The organism is Streptomyces roseus, assembly GCF_001044425.1.
Taxonomy (GTDB): domain Bacteria; phylum Actinomycetota; class Actinomycetes; order Streptomycetales; family Streptomycetaceae; genus Streptomyces; species Streptomyces roseus.
Window position 1 is genome coordinate 17,879 of the sequence record NZ_LFML01000081.1, and the last position, 12,172, is coordinate 30,050.

10 protein-coding genes and 2 pseudogenes are annotated in these 12,172 nt (G+C 74.4%); 7 read left to right on the forward strand and 5 right to left on the reverse strand.

Annotated elements, in window-relative coordinates:
* Positions 1-128: 128 nt before the first annotated feature.
* Positions 129-1,142 (forward strand): hypothetical protein, encoded by a 1,014-nt coding sequence (locus ACS04_RS35355; protein ID WP_053080864.1) that lies wholly within the window; start codon positions 129-131, stop codon positions 1,140-1,142.
* Positions 1,135-1,575: a peptidase inhibitor family I36 protein gene (locus tag ACS04_RS35360; RefSeq protein WP_053080865.1), complete on the forward strand. Its 441-nt coding sequence runs from the start codon at positions 1,135-1,137 to the stop codon at positions 1,573-1,575. The genes ACS04_RS35355 and ACS04_RS35360 overlap by 8 nt, the downstream gene beginning before the upstream one ends.
* A 10-nt stretch (positions 1,576-1,585) precedes the next feature.
* Here the strand turns inward: ACS04_RS35360 and ACS04_RS20820 are convergent, their stop codons facing one another.
* The gene (locus ACS04_RS20820) at positions 1,586-2,635 is read right to left on the reverse strand and encodes a GNAT family N-acetyltransferase (protein ID WP_245236478.1); all 1,050 of its coding nucleotides are present in this window, start codon (positions 2,633-2,635) and stop codon (positions 1,586-1,588) included.
* A 490-nt stretch (positions 2,636-3,125) separates the two neighbouring features.
* Here ACS04_RS20820 and ACS04_RS20825 point away from each other — a divergent pair, with 490 nt between their 5' ends.
* Together ACS04_RS20825 and ACS04_RS20830 are read left to right on the forward strand one after the other, a co-directional pair.
* Entirely contained in the window at positions 3,126-3,689 is a 564-nt protein-coding gene (locus ACS04_RS20825) for an HPP family protein (RefSeq protein WP_053080866.1), read from the forward strand.
* 98 nt (positions 3,690-3,787) lie between these two features.
* A complete protein-coding gene (locus tag ACS04_RS20830) occupies positions 3,788-4,939 on the forward strand; it encodes a serine hydrolase domain-containing protein (protein ID WP_048478195.1) in 1,152 nt (383 codons plus the stop codon).
* A 10-nt stretch (positions 4,940-4,949) separates the two neighbouring features.
* Here the strand turns inward: ACS04_RS20830 and ACS04_RS20835 are convergent, their stop codons facing one another.
* Positions 4,950-6,326, reverse strand: a complete 1,377-nt coding sequence (locus tag ACS04_RS20835) for a M64 family metallopeptidase (RefSeq protein ID WP_048478196.1) — start codon at positions 6,324-6,326, stop codon at positions 4,950-4,952.
* Positions 6,327-6,475: 149 nt separating this feature from the next.
* Between ACS04_RS20835 and ACS04_RS20840 the strand changes: the two genes are divergently transcribed.
* Entirely contained in the window at positions 6,476-7,810 is a 1,335-nt protein-coding gene (locus ACS04_RS20840; RefSeq protein ID WP_048478197.1) for a tetratricopeptide repeat protein, read from the forward strand.
* Positions 7,811-7,909: 99 nt separating this feature from the next.
* Here ACS04_RS20840 and ACS04_RS20845 read toward each other — a convergent pair whose 3' ends face one another.
* Together ACS04_RS20845 and ACS04_RS20850 are read right to left on the reverse strand one after the other, a co-directional pair.
* Entirely contained in the window at positions 7,910-9,445 is a 1,536-nt protein-coding gene (locus tag ACS04_RS20845; protein ID WP_048478219.1) for an MFS transporter, read from the reverse strand.
* 239 nt (positions 9,446-9,684) lie between these two features.
* Positions 9,685-9,927: a DUF6158 family protein gene (locus tag ACS04_RS20850; RefSeq protein ID WP_048478198.1), complete on the reverse strand. Its 243-nt coding sequence runs from the start codon at positions 9,925-9,927 to the stop codon at positions 9,685-9,687.
* A 119-nt stretch (positions 9,928-10,046) separates the two neighbouring features.
* Between ACS04_RS20850 and ACS04_RS20855 the strand changes: the two are divergent.
* Positions 10,047-11,160: pseudogene (locus tag ACS04_RS20855) on the forward strand (M20 family metallopeptidase).
* Between the two features lie 307 nt (positions 11,161-11,467).
* A complete protein-coding gene (locus ACS04_RS40065; RefSeq protein WP_280921015.1) occupies positions 11,468-11,590 on the forward strand; it encodes a hypothetical protein in 123 nt (40 codons plus the stop codon).
* 455 nt (positions 11,591-12,045) lie between these two features.
* Here ACS04_RS40065 and ACS04_RS39455 read toward each other — a convergent pair.
* Positions 12,046-12,172, reverse strand: a pseudogene (locus tag ACS04_RS39455) (LysR family transcriptional regulator); the annotation flags it as partial.

Sequence of the window (12,172 nt, forward strand, 5' to 3'; positions counted from 1 at the left end):
TGCTGCCCTCTGGGGTGGATTGTTCAGCAATTGTTTGTTCACTGCCACCACGCCGACGCCGAACAACCGATCGCCGCTAGACCTGGGTTCGCCGCACCACCGTCGCCGCGAGAGGAAGGGGCACACCGATGCGACGACACCACCCCGCCCGGGCCGCCGCCGCGGCCGCGGCGGCCCTCCTGCTCCTGGGAGGCTGCGGGCCGGCCGCCGAGGCCCCCGACGGAGCTTCACCGAAGGTCGCGGCCGGCCCGGCCGGCCGGCCCGCACCGCTCGCCCCCGCCCGTGAGCCCAGCGCCGCCGAGACCCGGCTGCTGGAGCGGGCCGAGCAGATCCTGATCAGCCGGTGCATGGACGGGCGGGGCTTCCCGTACGCCGTCACCGAGGTCGCCGACACCGGCGCGCGGTCCTTCCCGTACGGGGTGGACGACGTCGAGTGGGCGCGGGCCCACGGCTACGGCGGCCGGGAGGAACGCGCCGCGGCGAAGGCCCGGGAGGCCGATCCCAACCAGCGGTACTTCCGCGGGCTGTCGGCGTCCGGGCGGGCGGCCGCCCGGACCGCGCTCATGGGTTCCGCCCCCGTGGGGCTCTCCGCCACCGCCCCCACCGGAATGACGATCACCGCCTCCCCCGAGGGCTGCATCGCGGAGGCCGAACGCACCCTCTACGGGGATCTGGCGACCTGGTTCCGCGTCAAGGTCGTCACGATGAACCTGCGGCCGGTGCGCGAGACGCGCGTACACGGGGACCGCCAGTACGCGGACGCCGTAGGGCAGTGGGCCGCGTGCATGCGGGCGGCCGGCCGCCCGTACGCGGACCCCGACGCCTCCCGGCAGGCCGCGGCCCGGTTCGGCGAGAGCATGCCGCCGGCGCGGGCGGACGCGGCCGAGGCCGAACTGGCGGTCATCGAAGCGACCTGTGCGACCGGCACCGCGCTGGCCCGGGTCTCCAAGGCTCTGGACCACACCTACGGCGAACAACTCCGTGCCCAGCACCAGGAGGAGATCGCGCTCAGGTGGCGGCTCCAGAACGGCGCGCTGGCGACGGCGCGCCAGGCATGTGAAGAACACGGCTGTGAAGACCACGGCCCCGAAGAAGCAGACCGGACACCGAACCCACGACCTTCCGGAGGATCCCATGCGTAAGTTCCGCACCCTGCTGCTCGCCGGCGCGCTCGCCGTACCGCTGCTGGCCGTCCCCGCGACCATGACCGCCGCCGGCGCCGCCACGGCCGGCACCGCCGCCACGGCCGGGGCCTTTGACGCCTCCGGCGCGGCCGCGGACGGCAACTACTGGGTCTGGGAGGACACCAACCGCGGCGGCCACTCCTGCGGCTGGAGCGGCAACGACGCCGACTGGCGCACCTGTGGGGCCGGCGGCAACTTCAACATGAACGACCGGGCCTCGTCCTGGTGGAACAACGGGTACGCCGGTTCCTTCGGGGACGTGCGCGTCTACGAGAACATCGGCTACGGCGGCGCATCCACCTGCGCCCCGAACGGCGGGTCCGGCAACATCCCGTGGGAGTGGAACGACCGCATCTCCTCTCACAAGTGGGTCACCGGCTGCGGCTTCTGAGCGGCGGCGCCTACTGAGCGGCCGCACGCAGGGTGTACCGGGCTCCGCCGTTCTCGGTGGAGCCCGTCCGCTCGAATCCCGCCCGGCCCAGCACGGCGTGGGACGGCGCGTTGCCGGCGTCGACCTCGGCGTGCAGCGCGGTCACCCCGGGCTGCGCGAAGGCCCAGACGACCAGGCCCTTCAGGGCGTCGGTGACGTAGCCGTTGCCCCGGGCCGAGGGGACGAGGTCGTAGCCGACCTCCGCGTTCCCCTCGGCGTCCGGGGCGCCGTGGAAGCCGATCCCGCCGATCGCGCGCCGGTCCTGTTCACGGACGATGGCGTAGGCGCCCCATCCCGGGCGGAACGTACCCTCCTCGCGCGCCTTGGCCACCATCGTGGAGGCGACCCGGGTGCCCTCGCCGGGGCCGTCCCCGGCCCAGGCGAAGCCGCCGGTGCCGCCGTCCCGGATGTCCGCGGCGACGAGCGGGGAGATCTCGCAGAGCACGACGCGTTCCGCGGCGACGGGTTCGGCGTACCAGCGCCATGCGGTGCGGCGGGGCAGGCCGGGAAGGGCGCCGCGGCCGGTCACCCACAGCAGCGTCGGCCACGGGGCGGCGACATCGCGCGGCACCTGCGGGAAGAGCCGGTCGAGGACCTGCTCGCAGAGGTCCGCGTCGGGCTCCCAGTCGTGGACGCCGAGACCGTTCAGGATGTCGTGGGTGTGCAGCAGCGTCTCGACGACGCCCATCGCGGCGAACCCGTCCGGGCCCGCGAAGCCGTACGGATGCCAGGCCCGGACCGCGGGGTCGGTCACGGCCACGGCGGCGGACAGCAGTCCCCCGGTGGCCTCGATGACCTGGATCAGGCCGTCGGGGGTGGTGCCGGGGTCGGCGGTGATGTCGAAGGGGGCGTATCCGCTGGTGGAGCGGCCGGTGAGCTGGGTGGCGTAGCCGGTGAAATCGCTCGCCACGTGCACGGCGGTGTCGAAACAGCTCCACTCCAGGCCGGCGGCGGGGACGGACCAGTCGAGGTGCGCCACCTTGCGCAGGGCCTGTGCGGTGAGGGACACGGATCGGTTCACGGATTCTGAGCTCATGATCGTCATGGCCCGCACCCTAGGACCGCCGCCCTCGCCGGGGCCAGTGGATATCGGGCGCGGTCGCGCGGGCCTCACGGTCCGCAGTCCGGGAGCGGGGCGCCGCAGCGGGAACAGGACCGCGCGCCGTGTTCGTCGGCGAGCCGTCCGCAGTCGGGACAGACCAGGTGGAGCATGCAGGCCGGCTCCCCGCCCCCGGCGGGCTCGGGGGCCCGGTGGGCGGCGGGCGGGGGCGGGGGTACCTCCGCGTCTGGGCCGTGCGTCGTCATGTTCCGTCCTTCCCGTACCCGTATCCCTCCCCGGATGCGTGCCCCGCACACCTGACGGATAGGGTCGTAGCCGCTCCGCGTCGGCCGTACCAGGGACGGGCGCGAGGCCGAGGCGGCGGTCGATCACCCCGTCTCCGTGCCGCCTCGGCCGCATTCCCCGTGACCGCACTCCCCGTTTCCCCGTCGTCCTGCCCCGGAAGTCGTACATGAGCACCGTCCTGCCCTCGCCCTCCGCCTCCGCGCCCGCCCCGGAGTCGGCCGCCAGGTCCGCCCGGTCCCGGATCGCCGCCGGCCGGGCGCCCGCCCGTCCCACCACCGCGGCCGCCTTCCACAGCACCAGCGCCGTGACCGCGGTGCTGCTGGGGCTCGTCGGGATCGGCGCACTGCTGCACGAGCCGGTGCTGATACCGCCGCTGGCCGCCAGCGCCGCCCTCGTGCACAGCACCCCCGCCCTGCCTCTGGCCCAGCCGCGCAGTGTGGTCGCCGGCCATCTGCTGGCCACCGCCGTCGGCTACCTCGCCCTCACCGCGGCGGGCAGCAGCGCCTGGGTCGCGGCCGTCGCGGCCGGTGTCACGCTCGCGCTGCTGATGACCGCCCGTACCCCGCACTCGCCCGCGTGCGCCACTTCCGTGGTGATCGTGCTCCAGAGCCCGGCCCCCGCCCGATTCGTCCCGCTGCTGTTCGGCGCGTCGGTGCTCCTCGTCCTGACCGGGTACGCCGCGTCACGCATCCGGCGCAAGGCGCCGCGGTACCCCGCCTACTGGTGGTGACCCGTCCGGCCGTCCGCCGCGCGTCCGGCCGATGAATGCGCGGCGCTGCGGGAGTCTGGGGAGGAGGTATCCGCAGCGGCATCGGGAGAGGTGGAGTGATGAGCGATCTGCGCGACATCCTGGAACGGCACGTGGGCAGCGGATCGCTGCCCGGGGCGGTGGGACTGGTGGCCCGGGGCGACCGGGTGGAGGTGGCGGCCGTCGGCTCGGCCGACCTGGAGGGCACGGCTCCGATGGTCCGGGATTCGATCTTCCGGATCGCCTCGATGACCAAACCGGTGACGGCCGCGGCCGTGATGACGCTGGTCGAGGAGGGCCTGCTGGCCCTGGAGGACGAGATCGCGCCGTGGCTGCCCGAGCTGGCCTCGCCGCTGGTCGCCCGCACGCCCGGGAGCGCGCTCGACGACCTGGTGCCCGCCGAGCGCCCGATCACCGTGTTCGACCTGCTGACCTCCCGCGCCGGGTACGGGTTCCCGGCGGACTTCTCGCTGCCCGCGGTCGGCCCGCTCGTCAGCGAGCTGAAGCAGGGGCCGCCGCAGCCACAGGAGGTCGCGGAGCCGGACGCGTGGCTGAAGACGCTGTCGGGCGTTCCGATGCTGTGCCAGCCGGGCGAGGCGTTCCTGTACAACACCTGCTACGACATCCTGGGCGTGCTGATCTCCCGGGTCTCCGGGCAGTCCCTGCCCGAGTTCATGGCCGAGCGGATCTTCGAACCGCTGGGCATGGCCGACACCGGGTTCTGCGTTCCCCCCGCCGACCTGGGCCGGTTCACGAGCCTCTACCGCGAGGGCGACGGCGGCCTCGCGTTGGCCGATGCCCCCCACGGGCAGTGGAGCAGCCTGCCCCCCTTCGCCTCCGGCGCCGGCGGCCTGGTCTCGACCGCCGACGACTGGTGCGCGTTCGGCCGGATGCTGCTCGCGCAGGGGGCGCTGGAGGGGGACCGGGGTCGGCTCCTGTCGCCCGATTCCGTACGGAAGATGACCACCGACTGGCTGACCCCGGCCCAGCGGGCCGGCGGCGAGCTGTTCCTGGAGGGCCAGGGCTGGGGGTTCGGCGGCTCGGTGGACGTCACGGACCGCGATCCGTGGAACGTGCCGGGGCGGTACGGCTGGGTCGGCGGCACCGGGACCGCGGGCCACGTCATCCCGGCCACCGACTCCGTGTCCGTCCTGCTCACGCAGGTGGCGATGACCAGCCCGACGCCGTCCGCCCCGGTGCGCGAGGTCTGGGCGTACGCGGCCGGCGCCTGAGCGCCGCGCCTCAGAGACGGACCGTCCAGTCGACCGTGGACCTCAGGGTGCGGGCGATCTTCGGGTCGCGGACCGAGGGGGTGCGGTCCTCGGCGGTCACCGACAGCTTGTGCGTGCGCAGGTCGAAGAGCCACAGCTCGGCGACCGCGACCTCGGTGCGGCCCGCGAACCGCTTCAGCTCGCGGCCGTCGAGGTACCAGCGGACCTCGGGCTGGCGGCCGTCCGCGCCGGTCAGCCGGGGCACGGAGACCTTCGCCGTGTTGCGCAGCCGCAGGGTGCGGCCGGTGGGGGTGAGGGGGGCGGCGGCCTTCGCGTGCTGGTAGAAGCCGGCGATCATCGCCTCGGTGCCGGGCGGGTTGAAGGGCTTGCCCAGCACCCGCATGATCGAGCTGTCGGTGGGCCGGTAGAGGCCGGTGACGTAGTAGCCGCCGCCCTCGTACGCGCCGACCGTGCCGCCGTCGGGCGATGCGGCGCCGAGCCAGCGGTACCACTTGGCCCGTTCGGCGGCCATCCGGTCGGCGGGCAGCGTGGAGGTGTTGGAGTCGGCGGGCTCGGGGCCCTCGTACTTCTCGTAGCCGGGGGTGCCGGGGTAGAAGTACTCGTCCGCCAGCTTGCCCAGGGAGTGGCCCGTCTCGTGGATGGCGACCTGCCCGGACTTGGCGTTGCCCGCGGACGCGGTCGATATCCCCTCGTAGCCGAGGGTGGCGCTGGGCTCGTTGTACCCGGCTCCACCGTACTTGGCGCTGTTGGACAGGACCAGGACCAGGTCGGCCGCCGGCGCCTTCGCCACGTACGCGTCCACCTTCGGCTGGTCGATGCAGAGCAGCCGCTCGATGTCCTCGCACCAGAAGTACGAGCCGAGGGCGGTGTCGCGGACGGTGGCCGGGGTGGGGTCGCCGGAGACTCCGGAATCGCGGGAGACGGCGTCGACCGTCCAGACGTTGAAGAGGTTCCGGTACGTGGAGTACGGCTCGACGGCGGTGATCTCGGCCCATTTGGCCCGGGCGTCGGCGTGGAAGCGGTCCTGTTCGGCGGCGGTGTACCCGTCGCCGACGACGACGATGTCGAGGCGGTCGGACGTCGGACCGTTGTCGACCATCTTGGCGACGTCGCCGTCGGCCGCCCGCTCGGCCTCGGAGAGCTGCGGGGCCTTCCTCGCCTTCCCGGCGGCGGGGACGCGGACGTGGCCGGATCCGGCGACGGTGCCGTCCTCGGGTCCGGGAACCTCCACCTGGGTCCCGGCGCCGTTCCCGGTCCCGACGCCCGCCGGTACCGGTGGCGGCGGCGCGGCGGCCGCCGTGCCGAGCGGGCCCGCGGCCAGCAGCAGGGCCGTCGTACAGGCCGCGGCGAGGGCGGCGCGCAGCGTCAAGCGGAGGGACGCGTCCATGAGTTCTCCCCGGGAAGCCGGAAGTCACCGGAAGTTAAGCGAAGTGATAAGTGCGCTGAATCGGTTGCTTAAACTAGAGGGCGCACGGGAGGTGCGCAATGGCCTGCCGCCCCTGCACCATGGGGAGTTGGAGCAACGAGGGGGTCCACATGGACGAACCGGCCGAGATCGGACGCAGGGTTCAGCGCATGCGCGCCGAACGCGGGCTGACGCAGCGGGCGTTGGCGGAGCCCTCGTACACTTCCGCCTACATCTCGACCCTGGAGTCGGGCAAGGTCCGTCCCTCCGAGACGGCGCTGCGCTTCCTCGCCGGGCGGCTCGGCACCTCGTACGAGGAGCTGGCCACCGGGCGCCCCGCCCATCTGGCCACCGAGCTGCGCCTGGCCCTCACCGACGCCCAGCGGACGCTGGCCACGGGGGACGCCGCCGAAGCGGCCCCGCGCTACCGGCGGCTGCTGGCGGAGGCGGAGCGGCTCGGCCTCGACGCCGAGCGGGCCGAGGCCCTGCTGGGCCTCGGCGACTGCGCCCTGGAGGCAGGTGAACTGCCGGACGCCATCGGGCACTTCGAGGCGGCCGAGAAACTGCTGGCGGATGAGCCGCTGCCCCGCCGGGCCCGCCCGATCCGGGGCCGGGCCGTCGCGCACCTGCTCGCCGGGGAGCTCCGCTACGCCTGCTACCTGCTCGAATCGGCCATCGACGAGCTGAACGCGGGCGGCCTGGCGGATCCGGAGGCACTGGTGCTGCTGTACGCGGCCGTGATCAGCCCGTACATCGACATGGGCGCCCACGCCCGGGCCGCGCACGCCGCCGAGCTGGCGCTGGCACTGGCCCCGCGGGTGGCCGATCCGGCACTGGTGGCGGGGATGCACCGGCAGGTCGCGCGTACGTTCCTCACCGCGGGCCGGACCGCGGAGGCGGACGCCTCCCTCGCCAAGGCACAGGCGATCTACCAGCAGCTGCGGCTGCGGACGGACCTGGCGCACTGCCACTGGATGCGCGGCTACGTCCAGGCGCAGAACGGCGATCTGGTGGCGGCGGAGGCGGAGTTGCGCACGGCGCGGGACATGCTCGCCGCGCGGCGGGCCGCCCTGTACGCGGCGCAGGTCGAGGTGGAGCTCGCCGACGTGCTGCGCCGGCTGGGCCGGTGCGAGGAGGCCGCCGAGTTGCTGTCGGGGCTGCTGGAGCTGGGCGACAGCCATGGCGCCGTGCACGCGGGCGGGGCCCACCGGCTGCTCGGGCTGATGGCGGAGGAGCGCGGGGAGGCCGAGTCCGCCGAGGAGCACTACGTCCAGGCGCTGACCCTGCTGGAGCGCAGCGGGGCCGGCGGGGACCTGGCGGACCTGTGCCGCCTGCTGGGCGATCTGCTGCGGCGTACCGGGCGCACCGAGGCCGCGCTGGACGCGTACCGGACGGGGCTCGGCCACCGCGCGGCGCCGGGCACCACCACGCTGGGCCCGGCGCCCGCGTCGCCGCTGCGGCGGTGAGGCCGTGGGGCGGCGACGCGGCGACCGAGGGCCGCGGGGACGGGGTGTCGCGGTGACCGGGTGTCGCGGTGACACCGGCGGCCGGGCCCGGTCCTCGTGTCAGTGGTTCTCGGTGGGCCGCAGGTCGCGCGGGATCAGCGTCCAGGTGGTGGCCGCCGCGGCGACCGCGAGGAGGCCCGCGATGAGGAACGCCGGGGTGATGGCGAGGGTGTAGGCCTGGGAGGCCGCGTCGATCAGGCCCTTGCCCACGGCGCCGCCCAGCTGTTCGGCGACGTGGGCGGCCTCGCCCACGGACTCGCGGACCGCCGCGGCGGCGGCGCCGTCCAGGTCGAGGACCGGCAGGTTGCCCCGGTACAGGACGGCCGCGGTGCTGCCGAGGATGGCGACGCCCATGGCCGAACCCAGTTCGTAGCAGGTCTCCTCGATGGCGGCGGCGCTGGAGACCTCGTCCGCGGGCGCGGTCGAGATCAGCGTGACCGAGGCGACGGTGGTGGCGGTGCCGGCGCCCAGGCCCATGACGGTGAGGGCCACGGCGAACGCCGGGTAGCCGAGCTCGGCGATCTGCTGGAAGGTCCAGGGCAGGGCCATGCCGACGGCCAGGAGCACCAGCGCGGAGCCCAGCACGTGCCGGATGGCGAAGCGCTGCATCAGGGTGGGGGCCACCATCGAGGCGCAGATCAGGGCGAGCGGGGCGGGCAGCAGGCGCAGGCCCGCTTCGAGCGGGGTGTAGCCCTGGCCGTACTGGAACCACTGGGTGACGAGGAAGAGGATCGCGCCCATGCCCACCATGGGCAGGAAGATCGCGGTGGCGGCGACGCTGAAGGCGGGCTTCGCGAACAGCCGGACCTGGAGCAGCGGGTTGTCCAGGCGCAGCTGACGGCGTACGAAGACGGTCAGGGCGAGGGCGGCGACGGCGAGCAGGGCCCACGGGAGCGGATCGGCGATCCCGCTCTTGCCGAGCTGCTTGATGCCGCCCGCGAGGGCGAGCATGCCGACGATCGACTGGCCGACGCCCCACCAGTCCCAGCGGCCGCCGCTGCGCGGGGAGCGGGATTCGGGGAGGTAGCGCAGGCCGGCCGCGACGATGACGGCGGCGACGGGGAGGTTCAGGAGGAAGGCGGAGTGCCAGCCGTAGTCCTGGACGAGGAGTCCGCCGACGACCGGGCCGAAGGCCATGCCGCCGCCGAAGACCGCGGCCCAGACGGCGAGTGCGAAGGCCCGCTCCCTGGCGTCGGTGAACGCGCTGCGCAGGATCGAGAGGGTGGAGGGCATGATCGCCGCGCCGCCGACGCCGAGGAGGGCGCGGGCCGCGATCACGTGCCAGGCCTCGGTGGAGAAGACGGCGATGAGGGAGGCGACGGAGAAGATCACGAAGCCGGCCATGAGCAGCCGCTTGCGGCCCCAGCGGTCGCCGAGGGCGCCGGCGGTGACGAGCAGGCCGGACAGGGCGAGCGCGTAGACGTCGATGATCCACAGCTGCTGCACGGCGCCGGGCTGGAGATCGCCGACGAGGGAGGGGAAGGCCACGTTGAGGATCGTGGTGTCCATGGAGATCAGCAGCAGGCTGCCGGAGAGGATCGCGAGGACGATCCAGCGGCGCGGGTCGAGTGGAGCGGCGGGACGGCGGGCGTGCATGGGGTTCCGTTCGGGTGAGCGGGCGGGGAGGCCCACCGCAGCGCACAGCAATGAGCCTCCTTCGCCTCGAATGATACATCAATGTCTCATTCGAGGCGAAGGAGGCTCATGCTGCGCTGGCGGTCTGCCCGGTCGCGCATACGGCGAAGGTCGAGCACACCAGGAAGGTCCAGCTCACCGGAAAGGTCCAGCACACCGGAAAGGGGACCCGCGAGGCCGGGAGCGGCAGGTGGCGCCGCTCAGCCCTCGCCGGTCCGGGCGCGGGCGCCCGACCGGGTCCGCCCCGGCGTCTGCGCGCGCTGCGGGTGTCGGCGCACGTACTCGTGCTCCAGCTCGTTCATCCGCTGCGTGTGGGTGACCAGCGCCTCGTCCGACCCGTAGAGCAGGGTCTCGTGGCGGGTCCGGTGGATGGCCTCCAGCTCCTTGAGCAGCTTGCCATCCTCCAGGTTCGCCGCCGAGGGACCGCCGTCATGCTCCGCCATGGCCCGTACACCTCCTCCTCTCCATCATCCCCTCGGATGCCCCTTTCGTCCCGGCCGCACTTGATTCAGCCACCCTTCCCGGGCACTTTGAGCCGTGGCGCTGCGGCTACCCTTGGGCCATGACGATGCGTGCGGTTGTCCATGTGAATGTGGACGCGATGATCGAGGACCTCAGGACACTCGTCGAGATCGAGTCCCCCTCGCGGGACCTCGACGCCCTGGGGGTATCGGCCAAAACCGTCGCCGCGATCATCGAGAACCGCCTCGGCGGGGAGGCCGTCCTCATCGAGAGCGAGACCGGACCGCACGTCCACTGGTCCGGGGGCGGCGAACCGCGGGTGCTGATCCTCGGCCACCACGACACGGTGTTCCCGCTCGGCACCCTCGAACGCCGGCCGTTCGCCGTCGAGGACGGGCGGGTGACCGGCCCCGGGGTCTTCGACATGCTCGGCGGCCTCGTACAGGCCATCCACGGGCTCGCGCTGCTCGACGACCTGTCGGGCGTCGAGATCCTGGTGACGGCCGACGAGGAGATCGGCTCCCCCTCCTCCCGGGCCCTCATCGAGGAACGCGCGCTGGCCTGCGGCGCCGCCCTGGTGTTCGAAGGCGCCGCCGACGGCGGCGCCCTGAAGACGGGACGCAAGGGCTGCGGCTCGTTCCACGTCTCCGTCGCGGGCCGGGCCTCGCACGCGGGCCTGGAGCCCGAGGCCGGGGTCAACGCCCTGATCGAGGCGGCGCACCTCGTACTGGACATCGCCGCGCTCGGCCGGCCCGAGATCGGCACCACCGTGACCCCGACCGTCGCGTCCGCGGGGGGGCGTGGACAACGTCGTGCCCGCCGAGGCGACCGTCACCGCCGACGTGCGGGTCGAGTCGGCCCGCGAGCAGGCGCGCATCGAGTCCGCGTTCGCCGCGCTCGCGCCGCACCTCGAAGACGCGGAGATCTCGGTCCACGGGTCCATCGGCCGGCCGCCGATGCCGGAGTCGGCCTCCGCCGACCTCTTCGCCGTCGCCCAGCAGCTGCTCCCCGGCCTCGAAGGCCGTTCGGTCGGCGGCGGCAGCGACGGCAACTTCACGGCGGCGCTGGGCGTGCCGACCCTCGACGGCCTGGGCGCGGTCGGCGGCGGCGCGCATGCCGACCACGAGTACGTGCTCGTCGATGCCATGGCCGAGCGGGCGAACCTCGTCGCCGGACTGGTGCGGGCGATCCGGGAGATGCACGCGGACGCGTAGCGCCCGGCAGGACCGCGGGCGCCACCTCCTGGCGTGGCAGCTGCTCCCGGCGAGCGCCTCGCCCATGCGACCGCCTCCTCGCCGCGCGAGCAGGCGCGGACGCTCGGGTGCGCGTATGCCGGCTACGCGCCGGAGAACCGCGGGACGCTCGTCGCCCCCGAGGGCACCGTCCCCAGCGTGGCGCAGCCCAGCGTGCGCCACGACCTGGGAGCGCGCGTGGCCCAGGTCCGGTGGACCAGCACCGCCTACCTCCCCACCCTGGCCGCCCTCCAGTGTCATCGGCGCGGCCGGTCCGCTGCTCGGGGGCGTGCTGGGCGCGCACGCGGGCCGGCGTTCCGTGTTCGTGCTGAACGTTCCGATCGCCCTCGTGATCGCCGCCCTCGTCCTCGCCGTGCGGGTGCCCACGCCGGACCGGACCGGCCCGCGCTGACCGGGGCGGCGCTGCCGGCCGCGGCCCCCGCCGTACTCGTGCACGCGCTGGCCGGCGCACCGGCCCTCGGCTGGACCGGGCCGCCGACGCTGCTGGGGCTCGGCGGGTCGGCCGCCTTCGCGGCCGTGCTCGTACGGTATACGAACGGCGGGCCGCAGCCACTCGTACCGGCAGCCGTGGCGCGGTTCGGCCAGTCGCGGCCTCGACGGCCCTGCTGACGGCCACCTTCCTGCTCCAGGACGGACGGGGCAGGGCCCGCTCGCCGCCGGCCTGCTGGTGCTCCCGTTGACCGGCCGCAGGGTCGCGGGCGGGCCGCTGCCGGGCCTGGCGCTGCGCCGGTGACGAACGTCGGTCCGGCCCTGGGCATCGCCGTCGCGGCGGGCGGGGGCGCGGGGGCCGGGAAGACCGCGCCGTTCGCCCCTGCGGCGCTCGCGGCCGTGGGACTGCTGCCCGCCTCACTGCCGCCGCGCGGCGCGGGCCGTGCAGCTGCGGGCGACGTCGTCGGCGAAGACCCGGGCCAGCGGGGACAGCGCCGTCCAGCGGCGGACGGCCCAGCCGACCGCGAGCGGCGGCAGGGCCGGG

Coding starts and splice junctions, on each gene's coding strand:
- ACS04_RS35360 (WP_053080865.1), top strand. CDS start 1,135: ATGCGTAAGTTCCGCACCCTGCTGCTCGCCGGCGCGCTCGCCGTACCG.
- ACS04_RS20825 (WP_053080866.1), top strand. CDS start 3,126: ATGAGCACCGTCCTGCCCTCGCCCTCCGCCTCCGCGCCCGCCCCGGAG.
- ACS04_RS20845 (WP_048478219.1), bottom strand. CDS start 9,445: ATGCACGCCCGCCGTCCCGCCGCTCCACTCGACCCGCGCCGCTGGATC.
- ACS04_RS20850 (WP_048478198.1), bottom strand. CDS start 9,927: ATGGCGGAGCATGACGGCGGTCCCTCGGCGGCGAACCTGGAGGATGGC.
- ACS04_RS35355 (WP_053080864.1), top strand. CDS start 129: ATGCGACGACACCACCCCGCCCGGGCCGCCGCCGCGGCCGCGGCGGCC.
- ACS04_RS20830 (WP_048478195.1), top strand. CDS start 3,788: ATGAGCGATCTGCGCGACATCCTGGAACGGCACGTGGGCAGCGGATCG.
- ACS04_RS20840 (WP_048478197.1), top strand. CDS start 6,476: ATGGACGAACCGGCCGAGATCGGACGCAGGGTTCAGCGCATGCGCGCC.
- ACS04_RS20835 (WP_048478196.1), bottom strand. CDS start 6,326: ATGGACGCGTCCCTCCGCTTGACGCTGCGCGCCGCCCTCGCCGCGGCC.